A 22501-nucleotide genomic window follows, 5' to 3' on the forward strand; every position below is an offset into this window, starting at 1 on the left:
CTGCAGTCCGAGCAAGGCCGGCCACCTCTGCAAGGCCATCGCCGTCCTCCAGAACCACCGCGTTGCTCAGGCCGCCTGAGGATGAAAAAGGGTCAGTGGGACAGCTTTCCTGACATGGCTATCGGCGTTGGGGCAGCTCGGAAGTCGGCGACTATGACTGACGATCAGCGCCGACGGGGAATGCTCCTCGCGCTTGTTGCCGGTGATCTCGACCAACTGGACGCCAAGCAAGAGCGCCAACCTTGATGCTCGTGACCAGCCGAGTGCCACCGCCACGGCTGGTCACGCTCCCCCGGCCCCACCGCTGAGCAGCGGGCAAAGGAGACAGGCCGCCAAGTTGTCTCTTGAAGTGGGCCTTGGGGGCGGCCTTCGTCGTTGAATCCGGTAGCGACGAAGGCCGCAACAAGCTCTCTCAACCTCGCCCTGGTTGGTTGAGAACTGCCCCCTTTCTCCCAACCAGGGCATCCCCTCATCCGCGGACGTCCGTCCCTGGTGTTCGTGGATGAGGTCGCCCCCGGTTGGACGCACTTTCCAACCGGGGGCCTCAATTCCACCGTCCATTTGGTCCCGCTCTACCCAGCCGACCCGGCGAAGCGTGCTGGGGAAGGCGGTCCGAGCGCAGCGAGGCCCTTCAAGGGGGCGGGCGTCAGCCCGCCTGGGAGGACGTCCGGAGCGAAGCGGAGGTCCCCTTTGGGCGGGCGGGCATCAGACGGCCAACCACCGAATCGGGTAACGGATAGGAGGAGCCGTACGGACTAGGGTCTATGGTGGGCGTTGTTACGATCCTTCGCATGCACGGAGCAGACAGCGCAGTCGATGGAGAAGACGTACGTCGGGTCGTCGCTCTGGCCATCGACACGCTAAGGGGCGCAGATCACCACGCGTGGGAGGCCAAGGCGGGAACGCTCAAGTGGACGTGTTGGGAGACGCTCGAGCATCTGGCCGATGACCTGTTCACTTACGCCGCGAGGTTTGGGCTCGCAAAGCCGCCGATGTCGGCGCTGTTGCCGTTCCGGACGAGCAGTGACCGAAGTGGTGGGCCGGAAAACGTCATCTTCGTTGAGCGGGACTCGGGCCCCGAGGGCCTGCTGACCATCCTGGAGGCTTGTGGTGGCCTGCTCGCGTCCGTCCTACACACGGCTCCCTCGACCACCGTTGCCTACCACGTCTTCGGGCCCTCGGACCCAGAGGGCTTCGCCGCAATGGCAGTCGTTGAGACCCTTGTGCACCTCCATGACATCGCTCAGGGGCTGAATCTGGAGTGGTCGCCGCCACGGGAGCTGTGCGAGAGGGTCCTGAAGAGGCTCTTTCCCCATGTCGCCATCGATTGTGACGTCTGGGAGACCCTGCTGTGGGCGACTGGACGCACCGCTCTCCCTGATCGCCCACGACTCACCGAGTGGCGCTGGTACGGCACGCAGGGCGTGTGACTACCTACGGCACAGCTCGACGAACGCAGCGGGCCGCCCTGATCTTCTGGTGACTGCGGGGTACTCCCGCCCAAGGAGAGAGGCTCACAGCCCAGAACCGCCCGTCGCGTCGATCACCCGGCCGGTCACCCAGCGTGCGTCGTCGGAAGCGAGGAAGGCCACGATGTCAGCTACGTCTTTCGGCTGCCCGACCCGGCCCAGCGCGGCCAGGGACGCCGCATGGGCTTCGGCCTGCGGATTGCCGCGTAGCCAGCTTGCGTTGACGTCTGTGTCGATGACGCCGGGCGCCACCGAGTTCGCGGTAATGCCTCGGGGTCCCAATTCCTTGGCGAGGTTGAGGGTGAAGGTGTCGAGCGCGCCCTTGGTGGCGCCATAGGCGATGATCTCTGGCATGGCGAGGCGAGCCGCGCCGCTGGAGATGTTGATGATCCGCCCTCCGTCGCGCAGCCGCTTCAGCCCCTGCTGCACGATGAAGAACGGCGCGCGGACGTTCACGGCGAAGACCTCGTCGAAGCCGTCCTCGGTCAGCGACGCCAGATCAGAGCTGCGGCCGATGCCGGCGTTGTTGACGATGATGTCGACGGCTCCGTCAGGGGTGTATTCGTCGGCGTGGGCGTCGAAGGCAGCCCACAGGGAGGCTGCGTCACCGTGCCGTCCCATCTCCGCGTGCAGGGCGAAGGCCCGGCCGCCGTCCTTGCGGATGCGTTCGACGACCTCGTTCGCCGCTGTCTCGTCGCGGGCGTAGGCGACGGCGATGGTGGCGCCGTCCCGGCCGAGACGTTGCGCGATGGCCCGGCCTATCCCGCGGCTGCCGCCGGTGACCAGTGCGATCTTTCCGTCAAGTGTGCGTGTTCCCATAGCTGTTGGCCACTCCCGATTTATTGAGCGATGACTCAACAAAGAAGGTAGCATGCCTTCTTGAGCGAGCGCTCTAAAATAGAGGAGTGACTGAGACACGCGCGAAGCGAGGACGGCCGAGGGCGTTCGACCGCGCCGCGGCACTGGCCGCGGCCACCCGTCTGTTCTGGGAACGCGGCTACGAGGCCACCTCCATCGGCGAGCTGACCGAGGCGATGGGCATCAGGCCCGGCAGCTTGTACGCGGCCTTCGGGGATAAGAAGTCTCTGTTCAAGGAAGCGGTGCACAGCTATGGGCGCTCACCCGTGGGCGCCTTCATGGGCGTTGCCCTTGTGGAGGAACCCACCGCCCACGCCGCGTTCACCCGCATCCTGCGTGAGGCAGCGGTCATCTATCCCGACCCCGCCCACCCGGCGGGATGCCTGACGATCAGCGCAGCCACCAACGTCACCCCGCAAGACGCCGAGGTGGCGGCATTCCTGCGCAACATACGCAACGAGAACCTGAACGTCTTCGAAGCCCACCTAAGCATGGCGCAACAGGCTGGCGAGCTATCCGATGCAGCCAACCCCCGTGCGCTGGCCGCGTACTTCGCCGCGGTCATCCAGGGCATGTCGCAGCGCGCCTGCGACGGGGCCGCGGCGGCCGAGCTGACCGAAACCGCCGAACTGGCCCTGGTTGCATGGCCCGCGGCACGACGCTGATCCCACGCGCCAATCTGCCATCTCGCCCACCCAGCCAAAGATCACGGTCTACAGCTGGAGTACTGGGGACGGAGCCCTGCTGTCCGGTGCCTGATGGCAGCTGTTGGCATCGAGCATGCCGAATGCTCTGACGTGGAAGTCCATCTTGTCCCGCTCCGTCCAGCCGACCTGGCGAAGCGTTCTCGGGAAGGCGGTCCGAGCGTAGCGAGGTCCTTCAGGTGGCGGGCGTCAGCCCGCCTGGGAGGACGTCCGGAGCGTAGCGGAGGTCCTTTGTGGGCGGGTGGGCATCAGACGGCCAACCACCGAATCGGGTGACGGGTGGGAAAAAAGAACGTCCGGAGCGAAGCGGAGGCCCTTTAGAGGCTAGGCCGAGTCGCGGACGATCAGGCTGGTGGGCAGGGCGATCGAGTCGACTCGCTCCGCGCCGTCGATGAGCGCCAGCAGCAGCCGTACCGTCTCCCTGGCCACATCCTCCAGCGGCTGCCGCACCGTCGTCAGCGGCGGATGTGTGGAGATCGCCACCGACGAGTCGTCGAACCCGCCCACCGCCACGTCCTCAGGCACCCGCCGTCCCGCCGCCCGCAGCGTGTGCAGGGCCCCCGAGGCCATCACGTCCGAGGCCGCGAAGACCGCGTCCAGGTCTGGTACGCGTTCCAGCAGCCGGGCCATGGCGGTCTCGCCGCTGGCGTGGGTCCAGTCGCCGTGTTCGATCAGTTTTTTGGACGCCTTCCGGCCGAGGACGTCGGCGAAGCCCTCCAGGCGTTGGATGCCGCCCGGCGTGTCCATCGGGCCGGTGATCATGGCGATCTTCTTGCGGCCGCGCGAGACCAGGTATTCGGCCATCTGGCGGGCGCCGCCCCGTTCGTCGCAGGCCGCGTACGGGATCACCGTCTCCCTGCCGATGACGGCGCCGCAGGAGACCACCGGGATGCCAGCGCCGTGGAGGGTGTCGACCAGGGGGTCGCCGGCGTGGGTGGACAGGAGGAGGACGCCGTCGGCGTGGCCGCCGCGTACGTAGCGGAGCACCTGTTCGCGCTCCCTGTCGTCGCCGGCGATCATCATGACCAGCGAGAGGTCGCGTTCGCCGAGCAGGCGGATCGCGGTGCGGATGGTGGTGCTGTAGTTGGGGTCCTCGAAGTGGGCTTCGGAGCGGACCATGACGACCGATCCGGCGCGCTGTCTGACCAGGTTGCGGGCGTTGCGGTTGACGACGTAGCCGGTTTCGGCGATGGCGCGTTCGATGGCGATCCGGGCCGCGGGGCTCACATAACGGTCGCCGTTCAGGACCCGCGAGACGGTGCCGCGCGAGATCCCGGCCACCGCGGCCACGTCATGGATGGTCGGCCTCTTCACGGGTTCAGCATCTCATGGCCCGAAGCCGAAACACTGTGAACGTACACACACCTTTTAGCCCATTTAACGACCCCGTAACGAAGGGTTGACAGCGCAGAGGGGCCAGACACACGCTGTGAACGTTCACAGACTTCCCCCCAAGTCGAGGTGCCCATGCAGATGAACAGGCTTGCCGCTGTAGCCGCAGCCGTCACCCTCGTGGCCGGCTGCTCCAGTGGTGGCGCTCAGCAGACCGCCACCCCGTCGAGCCCCGCCGCCCAGAAGGTCGCCCTGACCTACTGGAACTGGGTGCCCGGCATGGACAAGATCGTCGCGGTCTGGAACACGGCGCATCCCGACATCCAGGTCACCTCCAGCACCCAGGCGGGCGGGGACGACTCGGCCACCAAGTTCCTCACCGCCGCCAAGGCCGGGAACCCGCCGGACCTCGTCCAGGCGGAGTATCAGGCCCTGCCGTCGTTCGTGGCCGCCGAGGCGGTGGCGGACATCAAACCTGCGGCGGATCCGGTCAAGGCGCAGTTCAGCGAGGGTATCTGGGGGCTGGTCACGCTCGGCACCGACGCGGTCTACGGCATCCCGCAGGACAGCGGCCCGATGCTGCTCTACTACCGGGCCGACCTGTTCAAGAAGTACGGCATAGCCGTACCGAAGACCTGGCAGGAGTACGCCGACGCGGCCAGGGCCGTGCACGCGAAGGACTCCAAGGTGTACCTCGGCACATTCTCCAGCAAGGACCCGGGCTCCTTCGCCGGCCTCGCCCAGCAGGCGGGCGGGCAGTGGTGGTCGATCAGCGGCGAGGCGTGGAAGGTCGCCATCAACGACGAGCCCACCAAGAAGCTCGCCGACTACTGGGGCGGCCTGGTCAAGGAGGGCGTCATCGACAACATGCCCTACTTCACCCCCGAGTGGAACAAGGCCCTGAACGACGGCAGGCTGCTGACCTGGCCGTCGGCCATCTGGGCACCCGGCCCGCTGTCGACCAACGCGCCCAAGGCCAAGGGCAAGTGGGCGATCGCGCAGTTGCCACAGTGGAACGCCGGCGAGAGCTTCAGCGGCTTCTGGGGCGGCTCGGCCGTCTCCGTGTCGGCGGGCTCCAAGAACAAGGAGGCCGCGGCCAAGTTCGCCACCTGGCTCAACAGCGATCCTGAGGCGCTCGCCCTGCTGGTGAAGGAGGGCTCCATCTATCCCGCCGCGACCAAGGGCGCCGAGCTGCTCTCCGAGCCTCCCGCGTACTTCTCGAACGTGCCCGACTTCTGGAAGCAGGCGGCCGGGTTCGGCGCGGGCGCGCGCGGCTTCACCTTCGGCCCGAACGTCAACGTGACCTACAACGCCTTCAAGGACGCCTTCGACAAGGCCGCGCTGAACAAGACCTCCTTCAGCGGCGCCCTCCAGAGCGTCCAGGACGCCACGGTCGCGGACATGACGAAGTCCGGCTTCAAGCTCGCCCAATGACGACAAGGAAGAGCTGGGCCCCGTACCTGTTCCTGACCCCGGCTGTGACGCTGTTCGCCCTGTTCCTGGCCCTGCCGATCGGCTACACCGTCTACCTCAGCCTGCGCCGGACCAAGGTCTCGGGGCTCGGGCTCGGCAAGGGGTCGAAGCGGGAGATCTTCGTGGGGCTGGACAACTACGTCGCCGCCATCGGCGACGGCGAGTTGTGGGCCGGCTGGTTGCGGGTGCTCGGCTACGCCGCGCTGGTCCTGGCGGTGATGCTGGGGCTCGCGCTGGTGTTCGCGCTGATGCTGGACACCGCGAGGGTACGGCTGGCCCGCTTCTCCAGGATCGCGATCTTCCTGCCCTACGCGGTGCCGGGCGTGGCCGCCAGCCTGATGTGGGGTTTCCTCTACCTGCCGAGCGTCACCCCGATCAGCGAGCTGTTCGGGGTGACGCCGCTGAGCCAGAGCGCGATCGTGTACTCGATGGCCAACGTGGCGGTCTGGGGCGGTACGGGCTTCAACATGCTGGTGCTCTACACGAACCTGCGGGCCATATCCCAGGACCTGTATCAGGCGGCCCGCATCGACGGCGCGTCGGAGCTGCAGATCGCGTTGCGGATCAAGATCCCGATCCTGGCCCCGGCGATCATCCTGGTCACCGTCTTCTCGATCATCGCCACGATCCAGGTGTTCACCGAGCCGACCACCCTCCGGCCGTTCACGAACACCATCAGCTCGACCTGGAGTCCCTTGATGAAGATCTACCGGGACGCTTTCGTGACCGGTGACCTGTACGCGGCGGCGGCGACGGCCGTGGTGATCGCCGGGATCTCGCTGGTGCTGTCGTTCGGGTTCCTGCGCGTGGTGAAGAACCGCGCGTTCGGGGAGGCGTGATGGCCCGCACCCGCGCCCGCGCCGCGTACACGCCGCTCGGCCTGCTCCCGACCGGGATCCTGCTGATCGGCGCGGTGTACTGCCTGTTCCCGGTGAGCTGGGTGGTGATCGCGGCCACCAAGACGTCCGGCGAGCTGTTCTCGACCTCGACCTTCTCGCCCGGCACCGGGTTCTTCCAGAACCTCGCCGATCTCGCCGCCTATCGCGACGGGGTGTACTGGCTGTGGATGCTCAACACCCTGCTGTACGCCGGTGGCGGGGCACTGCTGTCGACGGCCGTGTCCGCGGTGTCGGGCTACACGCTGGCCAAGTACCGTTTCGCCGGCCGGAACCTGATCTTCAACATCCTGATCGGCGGCATCCTGGTGCCCGCGGTGGTGCTGGCGATCCCGCAGTATCTGCTGTTCGCGAAGGTCGGGCTGGCGGACACGTACTGGTCGGTTCTGCTGCCGCAGATCCTGCATCCGTACAGCATCTATCTCGCCCGCGTGTACGCCGGCGCGGCCATCCCCGACTCGCTGCTCGAAGCCGGGCGCATCGATGGGGCCTCGCACTGGACGCTGCTGACCCGGGTGGCGCTGCCGCTGATGGGGCCGGGGATGGTGACCATCTTCCTGTTCCAGTTCGTGGCCATCTGGAACAACTTCCTGCTGCCGTTCATCATGCTCGGCGACGACGGCAAGTTCCCGCTGACGGTCGGGCTCTACACGATGCTGGCCGCGGGGGCGAACCACCCGAGTCTTTACAACCTCATCCTCATCGGGACGTTCCTTGCGCTGATTCCGCTGATCGCGCTCTTCCTCACGATGCAGCGGTTCTGGCGCACCGACCTCAGCAGCGGCGCCGTTAAAGCCTGACAAATTACCAAACCTGGTATCAAAAGGGGGACTTATATGCCCGAGGGCATCGCGTTCGGCGGGGACTACAACCCCGAGCAGTGGCCGCTTGAGGTGCAGGAAGAGGACGTTCGGTTGATGCGGCAGGCCGGGGTGAACCTGGTCAGCCTGGGCATCTTCGCGTGGGTGCTGATGGAACCCGCCGAGGGGGTGTACGAGTTCGGCTGGCTCGACACCATCATCGACCGCCTGCACAGCGCGGACATCTCGGTGAACCTGGGCACCCCGACCACGGTGCCGCCCGCCTGGTTCTCCAGAAAGTATCCCGACGCCTCCCCCATGACCCGCGAGGGCGTGCGGGTCGGCGCGGGCGCGCGCGAGACCGCCTGCTCCAGTCACCCGGCCTTCCGCGCGGCCAGCGCGCGGCTGGCCGAGCGGCTGGTGGCCCGCTATGGCGAGCATCCCGCCGTGGTGATGTGGCATGTGCACAACGAGTACGGGGCGCCGCTCGGCGAGTGCTACTGCGAGTCGAGCGTGGCCGCCTGGCGCGATTGGCTCCGGCACCGGTACGAGAGCCTCGACGCCCTCAACACCTCCTGGGGCACCGCCTTCTGGGGCCAGCACTACGGCGAATGGGACGAGATCGACGCGCCCCGGTGGAGTCATACCGTGGTCAACCCGGCGCAGCGCCTCGACTACGCCCGTTTCGCCAACGAGGAGCACCTGTCGCACTACCGGCTGCAGCGCGACATCCTGCGCCAGAGCGGCAAACCGGTCACCACCAACTTCGCCGGCACGGTCAACTGCAAGTCGATGGACCTGTGGCGATGGGCCCCCGAGCTGGACGTCATCGCCAACGACCACTACCTGAACGGCGAGCAGCCCGACAACCACATCCAGCTCGCCATGTCGGCCGACCTGAGCCGCTCCCTGGCCGGCGGCGGGCCGTGGCTGCTCATGGAGCACTCGACGAGCGCGATCAGCTGGCAGCCGCGCGGCATCGCCAAGCGTCCCGGCGAGATGCGCCGCAACAGCCTCGCCCACGTCGCCAGGGGCTCCGACTCGGTGCTGTTCTTCCAGTGGCGGGCCTCGCGGTACGGCGCCGAGAAGTGGCACTCGGCGATGATCCCGCACGCGGGGACCGACTCGCAGATCTGGCGCGACGTCGTCTCGCTCGGCGCCGACGTGGGCCGGCTGGCCCCGGTCAAGGACGGGCGCGTCACGAGCGAGGTGGCGATGGTCTGGGACTGGGAGTCGTACTGGGCGCTGGAGCTGGAGTGGCGCCCCTCGGGCGATCTGCGCTTCCGCGAGCGGGTGGACGCCTTCTACGAGGCGCTCTGGCGGGAGCACGTCACGGTGGACTTCGTCCACCCTTCCGCCGATATTTCGGGATACAGGCTGGTTGTCGTGCCGAGCTCGTACCTGCTTGCCGAAAGCTCGGCCAAGAACCTACAGCGCTACGTCGAGTCGGGCGGCCACCTGCTCGTGTCGTATTTTTCCGGCATCGTCGATGAGAACGACACCGTCCACGCGGGCGCCTACCCCGGCGCGCTGCGCGAGGTGCTCGGGCTGTCGGTCGAGGAGTTCCACCCGCTGCGCGAGCTGGAGACTGTGACGCTCACCGGCGGGGCCACCGGCCGGATCTGGTCCGAGCGGGTCCGCCTCGAACGGGCGGTGGCCATGCGGCACTTCACCGACGGCCCCGACACCGGCCATCCCGCCCTGACCGCCAACGCGTTCGGCGGCGGCACCGCGAGCTACCTGGCCGCCGCGCTCGGCGGCGACGACCTGCGCGCCCTGCTCGGCGAGGTGCTCGACCGCGCGGGCGTCTCCCGGCCGCGCGACCTGCCCGACACCCTGGAGCTCGTACGGCGGGGCGCCTGCGCGTTCCTCATCAACCACGGCGACGCGCCCGTCACGGTGACCGGCCTGACGGGCACGGACCTGCTCACCGGCGCCCCCTTCACGGGCGAGGTCCCCGCGGGCGGGGTGGCCGTCGTCAACGAAGCATCGTGAACGAACCGTCGCCAACGAACCGTCGTCAACGAACCGTCGTGAACCAGTCGTCGTGAACGACAGGAGACAAGAATGAAACGGGCCCTGTTACCCCTGCTCACCGCGTTGCTGTGCGTCACCGCCCTGGCGTCACCGGCACGGGCCGAGCGCCCGCTGCAGATCCGTGGCGCCGACATCTCCAGCCTGGCCAAGTCGGAGGCCCTCGGCGGCGTCTACCGCTCCGAGAACGGCCGGCGGGGCGATGCCCTGCGCATCCTGCGCGACGGCGGCCTCAACTACATCCGGCTGAAGGTCTGGGTCGATCCCGCCGACGGCTACAACGACAAGGCGCACGTCCTGGCCATCGCCAAGCGGGCCAAGGCGCTGGGTCTGGGCCTGCTGGTCGACTTCCACTACTCCGACAGCTGGGCCGATCCCGGCAAGCAGAACAAGCCCGCGGCCTGGGCCGCGCTGCCGTACGAACAGCTCAAACAGGCCGTCTACCGGCACACCTACGACGTGCTGAACGCGCTGCGCAGACAGGGCACGACGGCCGACCTGGTGCAGACCGGCAACGAGCTCAACGGCGGGCTGCTGTGGCCCGACGGCCGCTACGACAACTGGCCGGGCATGGCGGGACTGCTCGGCGCGGCCTATGACGCGGTCAAGGCGGTCTCCCCGCGTACCAAGGTGGCGATCCACCTGGCCGACGGGGGGGACAACGGGCTGTACCGGTGGTGGTTCGACAACGCGGCTGCCAACGGCATCCGCTACGACGTGATCGGGCTGTCGTACTACCCGTTCTGGCACGGCACGCTGGAGGCGTTCCAGGCGAACATCAACGACGTCGCCACCAGATACGGCAAGCCGGTGTTCGTGGCGGAGACGGCCTACCCCTTCACCACGGCCGACAAGGACGGCTGGGCGAACATCATCACCTCCGCCGAGCCCTACCCCGGCTACCCCGCCACCCCCGAGGGCCAGGCCGCGCTGATGCGCGCGGTGAGCGACATCGTCAGGGCGGTGCCGAACGGGCGGGGCCTCGGCCTGTTCTACTGGGAGGCCACCTGGACCGGGGTGCCGGGCAACGGCTGGGATCCGGCCGACCCGTCCTCGGGCAACGGCTGGGAGAACCAGGCCCTGTTCGACTACGCCGACCGGGTGCTCCCCGGTCTGAGGGCCATCCGCTAGCCGCCAGGTTGATCAAAGGCGGCCCCACCGGCGTTGATCACCAATAGAGTCCTGCCGTGATCGCCCCCTCTCTCCCTGCCAGCCGGACGACCTCGCCGAGCGGCACGGCCGTCGCGTTGACCTCCGTCCTCGCCGTCGTCATCTGGCTGGCGGGCTTCATCGCCTGGATGGCCGTGTCGATCCTCGGTGACAAGGCGTGCGGTCTCGACGCGCTGACCTCTTACCCGACCGAGGACTGCGACACGGTCAGCACGTGGGGCACGGTCACCCTGTCGACCTGGCTGCTCGCGCCGATCGGCTGCGCGGTGCTGCTGGCCCTGCTCTCGGCCGTCCCGGAGCGATACGCGGGGGCTCGCCAGGCGGCCCTGTACGCCGTACCGCTCGTACCGATGCTGGTCATCCTGGAAGCGATGCTTGCGTACGCTCTGTGATGGATTGACCGGGACCGCCCGCTGATCACTCGCCTCGCCTGGCCTTCGCCCGCCGCTTGCCCTCGTGCATCGCCTGGACGCGGGCGATCGGGATCGTGTGCCCCTCCTCGACCAGGTCGGCGGGCAGCGGCTGCGGCTCGGGCATGAGCTCCGCCCAGGGATCGCCGTCGGCGAGCAGCCGCGCCGCGGTGTGGAGGGTGAAGTCGGACGGCGTGACCCGGTCGAGGTCCTCCCACGCCAGGGGGAAGGAGACCGGCGCTCCCGGCCGGATCCGCGGGCTGTAGGCGGCCACCACCGTCGCGCCACCCGCGCGGGTGGAGTCGAGGAACACCTTGCCCTCGCGGTCCTCCCGGATGAACGCCGTGGTGGCCAGCGCCGGGTCGACGCGTTCGGCGCGGGCGGCCAGGGCGCGGGTGGCCGCGGCCAGGTCGTCCATCGCGGTCCCCGCCACCACGGGCACGAACACGTGCAGCCCCTTCGCCCCGCTGGTCTTCACCGCCCCGGCCAGCCCCGCGTCGTCGAGGGCCTGGCGGACCAGGCGGGCCGCCCGTACGGCCAGCGGGAACGCGTCCTCGACGGGCGGATCGAGGTCGAGCACGAGATGGGTGGGATGCTCGCCGCGGAACAGCGCCGGGTGGTATTCGACCGCCCGCTGGTTGGCGAACCACAGCAGGGTCCTGCGGTCGTCGCACAGGGCGTAGGACACCTGCCGGTGCGACGCCTCGGCCCAGACGGAGACCGTACGTATCCAGTCGGGGGCGTACTTGGGCACGTTCTTCTGCATGAACGGCGCCTGGCCGGGCCGTACGCGGATCACCGACAGCGCGCGGTCCCGCAGGGCTGGGATGATGCGGTCGCGGACGGCGTCCAGGTAGTCGACCAGATCCCGTTTCGTCGCGTTCGATCCGTCGAACAGCGGCTGGTCGAGATTGGTCAGCGACACTCCGTCCCGCGTTTCATCGCTGGTCATTCGGTTCACGATGCCGACGCGCGGGCGCGGGGTCAACTCTCCCGACTAGGGCGTCTACGCTGATCTGCGTATTTCCTGGCTTCTGGCGCCCTTCGCCACCTCTCGGCAGGCCATGCTTCTGGCGCACCCACGCGACAGGAGCGCAGAAGATGGCCGGGCTCGGCAGGAATTTCGCCACGTTGTGGGCGGCTACCGTCGTCTCCAACATCGGTGACGGCATAGCGGCGGCCGCCGCGCCGCTGCTCGTCGCCTCGGTCACCGATGATCCGGTGCTGGTCGGTCTGGCGGTGTTCGTCCAGCAGGTGCCCTGGATGTTGTTCTCGCTGGTCAGCGGGGTCTTCGTGGACCGGCTCGACCGGCGGCGGCTGATCGTGGTGGTGAACGTGCTCCGCGGCCTGGTCGTGGGCCTGCTGGCGGTGGCGGTATGGCGGGACGTGGCGACGATCCCGCTCATCTACGCCGCCGGGTTCCTGGCCGGCACGTGCGAGACCCTCGGTGACAACGCCTCGGGGGCGCTCGTTCCGATGGTCGTGCGGTCGGAGGATCTCCCGCGCGCCAACGCGCGCATGCAGACGGTCTTCTTCGCGATCAACGGGTTCGTGGCCAAGCCGGTGGGCGCCGCCCTGTTCGTGGTGGCGGCGGCGCTGCCGTTCGGGATCAACGCCGCGTCGTTCGCGCTGGCGGCCGTGCTGATCTCCACCCTGCGCGGGGTACGGCAGACCGTCCCGGCCGAGCGGCGGTCCGTACGGGCCGACATCGCCGAGGGCATGCGCTGGCTCTGGAACCACGCCGCGATCCGGCTGCTCACCCTCGCGCTGTTCCTGATGAACATCACGCTCCTCGCCGGCTTCTCCATCCTCGTGCTCTACAGCCGTGATCGGCTCGGGCTCGACGAGTACGGCTACGGGATCCTCATCGCGGCGTCCGCGGCCGGCTCACTGATCGGCGCGATGATCGCCCCTCACCTCCAGGCGCGCTTCTCCGACTCGCTGCTGCTGCGGGCCGGCCTGGTCATCGAGACGCTGACGCACGTGGGGCTGGCGCTCGCCACCACGGGGTGGGTCGCCGGGGCGATCCTGGTCGGGTTCGGCATTCACGGCTCGATCCTGGGCGCGGTCAGCGTCACGCTGCGCCAGCGGGCCGTACCTGATGAGCTGCGCGGCCGGGTGGAGAGCGGGTACATGCTGTTCATCGTCGGCGGCTCCGCGCTGGGCTCCCTGATCGGCGGGCCCATCGCCCGCTGGGTCGGCCTCACCGGGCCCTTCTGGATGTCGGCGGTCGTCATGGCCGTGCTCACCGCCGTGGCCTGGCGCCCCTTCGGCCGTCTGGGCCTACCCCACGATGCGGTTCTCCCAGGCCCAGGCGACGATCTCGACCCGGTTGCGCATGCCTAGTTTGGCCAGGATGCCGGATGTGTGACCCTTGACGGTGCTCAGTGAGATGAACAGCTCGGCGGCGATCTCCTGGTTGGTGCGGCCCCGGGCGATGGCCCGGACGACCTCGACCTCGCGTTCGGACAGCGGCTGGGCGGACTTGCGGGTGAACGGTGCGCCGGTGGCCGTGAGGTGGCGTAGGAGCCGCAGGGTGATCGACGGGGAGATCAGGGCGTCCCCGGCGTGCGCGGCGCGGACGGCCTCGACGAGCAGGGTGGGGCCGGCGTCTTTCAGGACGAAGCCGACCGCTCCGCCGCGCAGCGCGCCGTAGACGTACTCGTCGAGGTCGAAGGTGGTGACCACGATGACCCGCAGTGGGTCGGGGACGCCGGGGCCGGCCAGGGCGTGGGTGACCTCGATGCCGTTGAGGCGGGGCATCTGGATGTCCACCAGGCACACGTCCGGCCGCAGGCTCCGGGCCAGGGCGACCGCCTCGGCGCCGTCCGCGGCCTCGGCGACCACGGTGATGTCGGGCTGGTCCTCCAGGATGAGCCGCAGGCAGCCGCGGATCATCGCCTGGTCGTCGGCCAGCAGGACCCTGATGGTCATCGGCGCCTCCGCGCGGGGGCGGGCAGGGCGGTCATGGGCGTTTCCGCGCGGCGACCGGCAAGGTGGTCATCGGCGTTTCCGTGCGGGGACGGGCAGGGTGGCGAGTACGGACCAGCCGGCGCCGTGGCGCGGGCCGGCGGACAGCCGGCCGCCGAGGGCCTCGACGCGTTCGCGCATCCCGATCAGGCCGTAGCCGCCGCGGTGGGGGTTGCGGGCCGGGGTCGGCGGGGGCCGCGTCGTCGGTGTCGCGCAGCAGGCCGACGACGCGGCGCGTCGCGGCCAGCGCGTCGGAGCCGGCGGCCTCGATGCTCGCGAGGGAGCCTTCCGTCTTTTCCGAGTACTTGCGGGTGACGAGCTGGGCGGCCTGGGCCTGGAGTACGACGGAGGTGATGTGGTGGGCGACGACGTCGTGGAGTTCCCTGGCCAGCACCAGGCGCTCGTTGCGGCGTACCCGCTCGGCGACGGTCCTCCGGCGGGCGGCGAGCAGTCGCGGGCCCAGCCCGAGCGCGAGGGCGGCGAGCCATCCCGCGCCGATCAGCACCACGACGGGCGAGACGCCGGTGGCGGGGGTGCGGGCGGCCAGCAGGCTGCCCGCGACCACCGCGAATCCACCGGCCGCGACCGCGCAGGCCGAGAGGGCCGGGAGGGCTCTGATCGCGGAGCCTACGAGCACGGACAGCGCCAGGGCCATGGCCAGGCCGGGCTCGCTGGGGAGGTGGGCGAAATGGGTGGTCAGGATGGCGGCCGCCGCGACGGCCAGGCCCGCCACCGCCGCCCATGCCCGGTCGCGCCGACGTACCAGGGCTGTCGCGCACACCACCGCTCCGGCGACGCAGTCGAACTGCCAGTAGCCGTCGCCCCAACTGTCCGCGACCCGGTACGCCTGGAAGGCGAGCGCCGTCGCGAACACGGCGCCGAGCCCGGCGTCGGCCGCGATCCCGGCCCGCGCATTCACACGGTTCAGGCTAGGAGATGTGCACCACGCACCGAACCGGCCGAAAGTACCGTCGTGAGCGGGGTAACCCTGCTTTCGCCCGAGGCCCGCACCGGACCGGGCTCGCAGGATGAGCCTCATGCGACATCAAGATCCCCGTTCGGTGCCGGAGACCCCCCAAGCGACGATCTCCCCCAGGCGACCGCGTATCGCCGCGCTCGACGTAGTACGCGGGTTCGCGCTGTGCGGAATCCTGGTGGCCAACGTCCAGCCGATAGCCCACGTCGGCAGCGTCGCCGTGGACCGAGCCCCGATACCTGGAGAGGAATGGATGGGGCTGCTCGTCGACCAGCGCTTCTTCCCGATCTTCTCCCTGCTGTTCGGCGTCGGGTTCTCACTGCTGCTGAACTCCGCCACCGACCGCGCCGCTCACCCGCGGCTGCTCCTGCTGCGCCGGCTCCTGGCGCTGCTCGCGCTGGGCCTGGTGCACCACTTTCTGCTCTGGGAGGGCGACATCCTGGCCATCTATGCCGTCGTCGGCCTGGTGGTGCTCCTGCCCTCGACCTGGCTGCCACGGTGGGCCGTGGCCGGCCTCGCCGCCGCGCTCCTCGTGGCGCCACTGATCATCGGCAGTGGCTTTCTCGTGCTGGTCCCCGGCCTGTTCCTGCTGGGCTCGGCGCTGACCCGGTACGGGGTGATCGCCCGGATCGAGCGGTCCACCCGCGGCCCTGCCGTGCTCGGCCCGGCCCTCGCGGTGGGGGCCGTGCCCGCCCTGTGGTGGCAGACCCACGTCGGCGAATCGGGCTTCAGCGGCTCGTTCGCCTTGGCCGGGCTGCTGATCGCCGGGGTGTACGTGTGCGCCCTGCTGGTCCTGCTCAGGACGCCGGTCCGACCGGCGCTGCAGGCGGTCTTCGCACCGCTGGGGCGGATGGCGCTGACCAACTACCTGACCGCCACGATCCTCGTCCTGGCGATCAGCCGCGTCCTCGGCGGCCAGTCGGACGACTGGTCTTCGACGACGGTGCTGCTGATCGCCGGTGCCATCCTCGCCGTCCAGTGGCTGTGGTCCGCCCTCTGGCTGCGCCGGTACCAGCAAGGCCCCCTCGAATGGCTCTGGCGCTGGGCCACCTGGGCCCGCCGCCCACCTCTGCGCCACACCTCCTGACGATGGAACGGCCCGGCACGCGACGGAACGCCCTACAGGTGTGACGCCGGGAGTTTTTCGCGCCGAGCCGCGGGGAGGCACGCCATGCGCGTGAGCGTGAACGGGACAGAGCTGTACGTCGACGTCGACGGACCACAGCTCCACCTCGACGAGGACCGGCTGGTCCAGCGGCCGACCATGGTGGTGTTGCACGGCGGTCCGGGATTCGATCAGGGATACCTGCGGCCGGGACTGGGCCCGCTGAGCGCGGACGTGCAACTGGTCTTCGTCGACCTCCGCGGTCAGGGCCGCTCGGAACGGATGCCCGCCAGGACCTGCACTCTGGAGCGGATGGCCGACGACGTCGCGCGGCTGTGCGACCGGCTGGGGATCACCGCGCCCATCGTGTTCGGCCACTCCGCCGGCGGGTTCGTCGCGCTGCACCTGGCGCTGCGGCATCCGGACTCGGTGGGCGGGCTCATCCTGTGCGGCACCGCGCCCACGCTGGCGCCGCTGCCCGACGATGACCCGCCGCCGAGCCTGGAACAACGCGCGTCCGCCGAGGCGGTCCTGGTCGCGCAGCGCCTGTTCGGCGGCGACTTCTCGCCCGAGACCTTCGACGCCTTCAGCCGGTTGGTCTTTCCCTTCTACGCCGGCCCGCGGCACACCGGCATTCCCCAGCGGATCATGCGGCTCAGCGACGTCTCCCTCGACGTCGCCGCGTATTTCTTCCGTACGCTGGCACCCACGTACGACCTACGGCCGCGTCTGCCGGAGATCTCGGTTCCCACGCTGGCCATCGTGGGCCGCTATGACTGGGTATGCCCGCCGGCCGCCGCCCGCCTCCTGGCCGCGCAGATCCCCGGCGCCCACCTGGTGGAGATCGCCGATGCCGGTCATTTCGTCTTCTCGGAGGAGCCGCAGGCCTTCCAGGACGCGGTCCGCGCGTTCCTCGCCGGAGATCAGCCGCACATCGCTGTCACTTTCGAGAGACATGGCAGGCTATCTCTACCTAGCTAGATTAAGCGTCATGGCAGACAGTCCGCACATGACGCCGCAGACCCTCTCGGTCTTGCGGGAGCTGCTGAATGATCCCTTGGCCGAGCATTACGGGCTGGGGTTATGTAGAGCCACCGGAATCGCAGGTGGCACTCTTTATCCCATTCTGGTCCGCCTGGAGGAGTACGGCTGGGTGGCGAGCCGCTGGGATGACCCGGCCGCCCACCAGGGTCGTCCACCGCGCCGGCACTACAGAATCACCGAAGACGGCCTTCAACACGGTCGTGAGGCCATCGCTCGGGCGGGCGAAAAGCGCAGGCGGGCCGCCGGAAGCCGGCGTCCCGGGATCGCTGGAGGCACGGCATGAGCACCTTGCCCGATTACCTGACAGCTGATCAGGCGCGGATGGTCGAGCGTGCTCACACGGTGGCCGCCTATTGGCACCGCGACCAGACACGGAGGAGCGGGGAGCCGTACATCACCCACCCACTCGCGGTCGCCGCCATCCTGGCCGATCTCGGCGCCGACCACGAGTTGCTCTGCGCGGCGCTGCTTCACGACGTCCTCGAAGACACCGCGTGTCCCAAGACGGAGCTGGCGGCGGAGTTCGGCGAGACGATCGTGCGCTTGGTGACGGACTTGCAGCCGCTCGACGCACTTCCGGCTGAGGACTGGCAGACCACCACCGACGAGCGGGTGTTGACCCTGAAAGTGGCCGATCGCCTGCACAACCAGCGGACCATGCGGTTCCTCCCGCCGGAGAAACAGCTTCGGAAAGCACGCGAGACCCTCGACGTCTTCGTGCCGATCGCCGGCCGGCTGGGCATGCACGAGATCGGCCGGGAACTCGAAGGTCTCGCGCAGGCGAGACTGTCCGGTGATGCCGGAATGCAGGCGATTCTCCGGGTGATCACCGCGGGGGCGACCATCCTTCCGCCTGCTGTCCGGGCTCGCTGGATCGCGGAGTGGCTCGGAGAGCTCAACGCGCTTCCCGACCAACGCGCCCGCAGGCGTTTCACCGTGGAGTTGCTCGCGGGCATGCCACGGCTGGCGGTCATGCTGCGCCGGCGAAATCCCGATCGAAGGAGAAGACCCTAGGGTCAGCGGCAGTCGGAAGCGTGCTGTCGTGCCCAGTGCGCGAACGTGACATCGTCCGCCGGTGACCCCGCTGTCGCCGGATAGGAGCGCGGTAGTCCCGAGATAGCGGCTGTCCCTAATTTCATGAAGTGTGCTGAGGATTCACTTCACGGTCCAGGATATGGGCCGCCTGCGCATGAGCGCGGGACTTGGGCTGGTGGCGGAAGGCGCTTTCGCCCTGGACCTGTTCCAGCGCAACGGCGCCGTCTTCGACGGCTGGCGCAAGCAGGTGCGCCGACGGCTCGGACCACGCGTCGCCGCCATGGAGCAGTTGCTTCGCGAGCGCCTTTCGCTGACCGAGCTCCTGGAGCTCCTCGGTGATGCCCCGGCCGACTCCGCGGCCCGCGCGCGGGTCACGGCGCTGGTCTTCGAGTTCTGCGGCGCGGCCGTGGTCCCGTACTGGGGCCGGGTCCAGAGCTCTCTGGAGGCCGAGCGGGCCATCCGCGGCCGGATCGGCATCACCACCGGGGTCGAGGGCCTGCTGCGCACCTTGCACCCCAACATGGAATGGAATCCACCCGTCCTCGAGATCCGTGACGAAGAAGAACGCGACGTCCATCTGCGTGGGCGCGGGCTGCTGCTCAGCCCGTCGCTGTTCCTGCGCAGTAAGTCCTGCGTGGTGGTGGGCGGCGGCGACGACAAACCGCCCGCGCTGGCCTTCTCCATGCGCTTCGACGTGGCCGACATCTTCGGCACCGAGCCCCCGCCTGAGCAGGCGCTCGGCGCTCTGGTCGGCCACACGCGGGCGGCGGCCCTACAGGCGCTCGCCGAAAGCTGTACCACCGGCGAGCTGGCTCAGCGCCTCGGCATCTCGCTCGCCGGCGCGAGCAAACACGCGACCGTCCTGCGCAGGGCCGGTCTGGCCAACGCCTCCAGGAGCAGGAACACGGTGCTCCACACACTGACGCCGCTGGGCGTCGCGCTCCTGCGACGCCGCGAATCCGTACCGGCCCGCTAGCCAGTGAAGGGATCGATGATGAGCACCAACCCGTTCGAGGACCCGGACGGCATCTACCACGTGCTGGTCAACGAGGAAGGGCAGCACTCGCTGTGGCCCTCGTTCGCCGAGGTGCCCGCCGGATGGACCGTGGCCCGGGCCGATACCGACCGGCAGTCGGCCCTCGACCACGTCACGGCGAACTGGACCGACATGCGGCCCGCCAGCCTCGTCAAGGCGATGGAGGGGTCGTGAGACTCGACAGCACTCGTCAAGAAAGGACTCACCCGTGCTCACGATAAAGCTGAACGCGGCCGAGACCCGGTTCGTCCACGAACTCGTCGACGAGTTGTCCGAACACCACCAGAGTGTGGAGTCGGCCGACTTCCAGCGAGAGGCCAAGACCTTCGCCCAGGAATTACCCCGGAGCCTGCGCGCGGCCCTGAACGGATTCGTCGCGGCGGAGAGCCACGGCGGTTGCGTGATCTCGGGTCTGCCCGTCGACGACAGCGTGATCGGCCCGACCCCGGCGCACTGGAAGGACAAGCCGGTGCCGTCGCCCTCGCTGCGGCAGGACATCGCCTTCTACCTGATGGCCTGCCTGCTGGGCGAGCCCATCGGCTGGGCCACCCAGCAGGACGGTTATCTCATGCACGACGTCCTGCCCATCAAGGGGCATGAGCGCGAGCAGATCGGCTCGGGCTGCGAGGAGGTGCTCACCTGGCACACCGAGGACGCCTTCCACCCGCTGCGGACGGACTATCTCGGGCTGATCTGCCTGCGCAACCACGACGGGGTCGCGACCACCGTCGCGGACGTCGCCGACATGCGCCTGGACCAGGTCACCGGCGAGTTGCTGCGTCAGGAGCGCTTCCGCATCCTGCCCGACCACTCGCATAGGCCCGAGAGCGAGCGCGTCCCCGCCGGCGCGGACGGCCGGGGGCACAAGGCCGTCGAGCTGCTGCGCAGCAGCCGGGAGATCGTCGAGGAGGAGCTGCGCTCGCCGACGGCGACCGCGGTGCTGTTCGGTGACCCGGACGATCCGTATATCCGTATAGACCCGCATTTCATGCGGCACGTCCAGGGCGTGGCCGAGCAGGAGGCGCTTGATGTCGTGACCCGCGCGCTCGACGCCGTCGTCACCGAGATCGTGCTCCAGCCCGGCGATATCTGCTTCATCGACAACTATCGGATGGTGCACGGGCGGAACGCGTTCTCCGCGCGGTTCGACGGAACCGACAGATGGCTGCGCCGGCTCAATATCGCCAGGGATCTCCGTAAATCCCGATCCCGCCGGCTGAGTGCGGAATCTCGGACGATCTACTGATCCTGCGCCTTGGCCTGGTTTCCGGAGCGGGCCGGTCGCGACCGCGGGCACTCGACGAGCGCCGCGGCGACCGGCCCGCTTCTCTGCGATGCCCCTTCTCTGCGACCCCCCGTCCCCGCGGCTACGTCTCGGGGACGGCGGGTGCGGGGCGCAGGGTCGGGAAGCGCCGGAGGGTCGGGCTGAGGTTGGCGCCGAGTGCCACGATTCCCAGGAGCGCGGCGCAGATCAGGATGCTCATCGCCCCGTCGCCGGTGACGGCGACCAGCAGGCCGCCGGCCATCGGACCCACCGTGCCGGCCAGGTCGGAGCAGAGGCCGACGACACCGGTCAGGCGGCCACGTATCTCGTCAGGGGCGATCGTGAGCTGGTAGGTCACGATGGTGGTGTTCGCGACGGGGAAGAACACCGCGGCCAGCCCGAGCAACACGCCGAGCATGAGCCCTCGCGACACGAGCGCCATCAGCCCGGCCATCGCGGCGAAGACCCACGACGCGCCGATGATGATCACGGGTGCCGGCAGCGCGGCGTGCAGCCGGCCCGCCACCATGGCGCCGAGCAGCCCACCGGCGCCGAAACAGGCCATCATCAACCCGATCTCGCCGTAGGCCACCTCGGCCTCGCCCGACCGCACCAGGATGATGATGATCAGCGCGTGGAACGCGAGATTGACGAAAACGATCCACACGACGGTCGTCCTGATGACGGGCTGCCCCAACAGCCAGCGGAACCCGCCCAAGAGCCCGTCCTGGCCCGGCCGGCCGAGTGAGGTCTCCTCGGCGGGCCGGCGGCGAGGGAGCCGGAGCACCGTCAGCGCGACGAAGGAGACCGTCAGCATGCCGGCGTCGATCGAGAACGGCACCAGCTCGTGCAGGCCGAAGGTGAACCCGGCCGCCGCAGGACCGAGCAGGAGCGCGGCGAACGGGCGGGCCGCGTTGCGCGCCAGCGCGTCGGGCAGTTGGGAGCCGGGTACGACCTGCGGAAGCGCCGCATGCTCCGCCGGCTGGAACACCGAGCTGAAGGCGCCCTCGATCACGGCGACGAGGACGATGTGGGGGAAGGAGAAGACCCCGAGCAGCAGCGCGATCACGATGCTGAACATCGCCGCCGAGCGGACCGCCTGAGACAGCAGCAGGACCCGCTTGCGGTCCCACCGGTCGGCGATCACACCTGCCGGGACGTTCACCGCCATCCGCGCCGCGGCCAGGATCGAGGTGATCAGCCCGATCTGCAGCGCCGAGGCCGAGTGCGCCAGGAGCAGCAGCGGAAAGGCGACGAACACGATCTCGCCGGCCAGTTCCGACAGGAACATGCTGGTCCACAGGATGTTGTAGTCGCGGTTCCGGGACAGCCGAACCGGCTCGTCCCGTCCGCCGCCGCCCGGCGCCGACACCCCGATGCTTCCGTCGTGCCGCGTCATGCGCCCGCCGATCTGGTCGTGTCGCGCCATGCGCCCGCCGATCTGTTCTGGTGCCCGAATGCCGGGCCGATCCTCACGCGCAGGAATATGTCCGCGGAGGCGCCCAATGGCCGAATCGCGCTTACCATCAGATCTTGCTCCTGAATTCGCCCGGTCGGCCATGTCTTTGACTCGACCGCGAAATCCGGAGGCCAGCGCGCCGCAGGCCACGCCATGAAGGCCGTCAGTCGCAAAAGAATGGCCTGCGAGTTTTCTGCACGCGTCAACTTCATTGCCGTGCGGGACCGGTTTCCAACACCATGAGGCGGCCAGGTGCCTCCGCCGCCACTGCGGTCACAGAAAGAAACAGGAGAGCAGCGAAGGCTTCGGTCGACTGATTCACGCCTCACGCGGCCCGCGTTTCGTCGGGCTGCGATGGAATGGAGGTCATGTGTAAGCATTCAGAAGGATCTGTGACGCTGGGTGATTCGCGCTGATCAGGCGTCGAGTGCGACGGGTGGCATCCACAGGTTGCCGGTGAAGGCAC

Annotated in this window: 22 protein-coding genes; 16 read left to right on the top strand and 6 right to left on the bottom strand. The window is 69.0% G+C overall.

All coding sequences use genetic code 11. From position 1 onward, the window contains the following. Positions 1 to 791 precede the first annotated feature (791 nt). Positions 792 to 1430, top strand: a complete 639-nt coding sequence (locus AB0F17_RS65260; protein ID WP_358047372.1) for a maleylpyruvate isomerase N-terminal domain-containing protein — start codon at positions 792 to 794, stop codon at positions 1428 to 1430. An 84-nt stretch (positions 1431 to 1514) separates the two neighbouring features. Here AB0F17_RS65260 and AB0F17_RS65265 read toward each other — a convergent pair whose 3' ends face one another. Then, complete coding sequence (locus tag AB0F17_RS65265; RefSeq protein ID WP_358047375.1) at positions 1515 to 2288, bottom strand: SDR family oxidoreductase; 774 nt, start codon at positions 2286 to 2288, stop codon at positions 1515 to 1517. An 86-nt stretch (positions 2289 to 2374) separates the two neighbouring features. Between AB0F17_RS65265 and AB0F17_RS65270 the strand changes: the two genes are divergently transcribed. After that, on the top strand, positions 2375 to 2992 hold the full coding sequence (locus tag AB0F17_RS65270) for a TetR/AcrR family transcriptional regulator (protein ID WP_358047378.1): 618 nt from the start codon (positions 2375 to 2377) through the stop codon (positions 2990 to 2992). Positions 2993 to 3355: 363 nt separating this feature from the next. On the opposite strand, the gene AB0F17_RS65275 is transcribed toward AB0F17_RS65270, so the two are convergent. Then, positions 3356 to 4345 (bottom strand): LacI family DNA-binding transcriptional regulator, encoded by a 990-nt coding sequence (locus AB0F17_RS65275; RefSeq protein WP_358047381.1) that lies wholly within the window; start codon positions 4343 to 4345, stop codon positions 3356 to 3358. Positions 4346 to 4504: 159 nt separating this feature from the next. Between AB0F17_RS65275 and AB0F17_RS65280 the strand changes: the two genes are divergently transcribed. From AB0F17_RS65280 to AB0F17_RS65305, 6 genes are all read left to right on the top strand, one after another. Further along, on the top strand, positions 4505 to 5797 hold the full coding sequence (locus AB0F17_RS65280) for a sugar ABC transporter substrate-binding protein (protein ID WP_358047384.1): 1293 nt from the start codon (positions 4505 to 4507) through the stop codon (positions 5795 to 5797). Further along, positions 5794 to 6675, top strand: coding sequence for a sugar ABC transporter permease (locus tag AB0F17_RS65285; RefSeq protein WP_358047387.1), 882 nt, complete (start codon positions 5794 to 5796; stop codon positions 6673 to 6675). The genes AB0F17_RS65280 and AB0F17_RS65285 overlap by 4 nt, the downstream gene beginning before the upstream one ends. Continuing rightward, on the top strand, positions 6675 to 7532 hold the full coding sequence (locus AB0F17_RS65290) for a carbohydrate ABC transporter permease (RefSeq protein ID WP_358047390.1): 858 nt from the start codon (positions 6675 to 6677) through the stop codon (positions 7530 to 7532). The genes AB0F17_RS65285 and AB0F17_RS65290 overlap by 1 nt, the downstream gene beginning before the upstream one ends. A 36-nt stretch (positions 7533 to 7568) precedes the next feature. After that, entirely contained in the window at positions 7569 to 9527 is a 1959-nt protein-coding gene (locus tag AB0F17_RS65295; RefSeq protein ID WP_358047393.1) for a beta-galactosidase, read from the top strand. A 72-nt stretch (positions 9528 to 9599) separates the two neighbouring features. After that, a complete protein-coding gene (locus AB0F17_RS65300; protein WP_358047396.1) occupies positions 9600 to 10697 on the top strand; it encodes an arabinogalactan endo-1,4-beta-galactosidase in 1098 nt (365 codons plus the stop codon). 56 nt (positions 10698 to 10753) lie between these two features. Continuing rightward, a complete protein-coding gene (locus AB0F17_RS65305; RefSeq protein ID WP_358047399.1) occupies positions 10754 to 11128 on the top strand; it encodes a hypothetical protein in 375 nt (124 codons plus the stop codon). Positions 11129 to 11153: 25 nt separating this feature from the next. Here the strand turns inward: AB0F17_RS65305 and AB0F17_RS65310 are convergent, their stop codons facing one another. After that, entirely contained in the window at positions 11154 to 12098 is a 945-nt protein-coding gene (locus AB0F17_RS65310) for an ATP-dependent DNA ligase (protein ID WP_358047401.1), read from the bottom strand. A gap of 149 nt (positions 12099 to 12247) precedes the next feature. Here AB0F17_RS65310 and AB0F17_RS65315 point away from each other — a divergent pair, with 149 nt between their 5' ends. Next, on the top strand, positions 12248 to 13492 hold the full coding sequence (locus tag AB0F17_RS65315) for an MFS transporter (protein ID WP_358047404.1): 1245 nt from the start codon (positions 12248 to 12250) through the stop codon (positions 13490 to 13492). Here the strand turns inward: AB0F17_RS65315 and AB0F17_RS65320 are convergent. Further along, positions 13430 to 14080, bottom strand: coding sequence for a response regulator transcription factor (locus AB0F17_RS65320; protein WP_358047407.1), 651 nt, complete (start codon positions 14078 to 14080; stop codon positions 13430 to 13432). The two genes, AB0F17_RS65315 and AB0F17_RS65320, sit on opposite strands and share 63 nt — an antisense overlap. Before the next feature lie 31 nt (positions 14081 to 14111). After that, positions 14112 to 15035, bottom strand: a complete 924-nt coding sequence (locus AB0F17_RS65325) for a histidine kinase dimerization/phosphoacceptor domain-containing protein (RefSeq protein ID WP_358047410.1) — start codon at positions 15033 to 15035, stop codon at positions 14112 to 14114. Positions 15036 to 15153: 118 nt separating this feature from the next. On the opposite strand from AB0F17_RS65325, the gene AB0F17_RS65330 reads away from it, so the two are divergent. From AB0F17_RS65330 to gntD, 7 genes are all read left to right on the top strand, one after another. Continuing rightward, a complete protein-coding gene (locus AB0F17_RS65330; protein WP_358047413.1) occupies positions 15154 to 16179 on the top strand; it encodes a DUF418 domain-containing protein in 1026 nt (341 codons plus the stop codon). An 84-nt stretch (positions 16180 to 16263) separates the two neighbouring features. Beyond that, on the top strand, positions 16264 to 17178 hold the full coding sequence (locus AB0F17_RS65335; protein WP_358047416.1) for an alpha/beta hydrolase: 915 nt from the start codon (positions 16264 to 16266) through the stop codon (positions 17176 to 17178). A 28-nt stretch (positions 17179 to 17206) separates the two neighbouring features. Continuing rightward, positions 17207 to 17524, top strand: a complete 318-nt coding sequence (locus tag AB0F17_RS65340) for a helix-turn-helix transcriptional regulator (RefSeq protein WP_358047419.1) — start codon at positions 17207 to 17209, stop codon at positions 17522 to 17524. After that, positions 17521 to 18255, top strand: a complete 735-nt coding sequence (locus tag AB0F17_RS65345) for an HD domain-containing protein (RefSeq protein ID WP_358047422.1) — start codon at positions 17521 to 17523, stop codon at positions 18253 to 18255. The genes AB0F17_RS65340 and AB0F17_RS65345 overlap by 4 nt, the downstream gene beginning before the upstream one ends. Before the next feature lie 175 nt (positions 18256 to 18430). Continuing rightward, positions 18431 to 19252 (top strand): winged helix-turn-helix domain-containing protein, encoded by an 822-nt coding sequence (locus AB0F17_RS65350; protein WP_358047425.1) that lies wholly within the window; start codon positions 18431 to 18433, stop codon positions 19250 to 19252. An 18-nt stretch (positions 19253 to 19270) separates the two neighbouring features. After that, a complete protein-coding gene (locus tag AB0F17_RS65355; protein ID WP_358047428.1) occupies positions 19271 to 19486 on the top strand; it encodes an MbtH family NRPS accessory protein in 216 nt (71 codons plus the stop codon). 34 nt (positions 19487 to 19520) lie between these two features. Continuing rightward, positions 19521 to 20558 (top strand): guanitoxin biosynthesis L-enduracididine beta-hydroxylase GntD, encoded by a 1038-nt coding sequence (gene gntD / locus AB0F17_RS65360; RefSeq protein WP_358047431.1) that lies wholly within the window; start codon positions 19521 to 19523, stop codon positions 20556 to 20558. A 121-nt stretch (positions 20559 to 20679) separates the two neighbouring features. On the opposite strand, the gene AB0F17_RS65365 is transcribed toward gntD, so the two are convergent. Further along, positions 20680 to 22005 (bottom strand): MFS transporter, encoded by a 1326-nt coding sequence (locus AB0F17_RS65365; protein ID WP_358047434.1) that lies wholly within the window; start codon positions 22003 to 22005, stop codon positions 20680 to 20682. Positions 22006 to 22501: the final 496 nt, after the last annotated feature.

Source organism: Nonomuraea sp. NPDC026600, from assembly GCF_040638335.1.
Taxonomy (GTDB): Bacteria; Actinomycetota; Actinomycetes; order Streptosporangiales; family Streptosporangiaceae; genus Nonomuraea.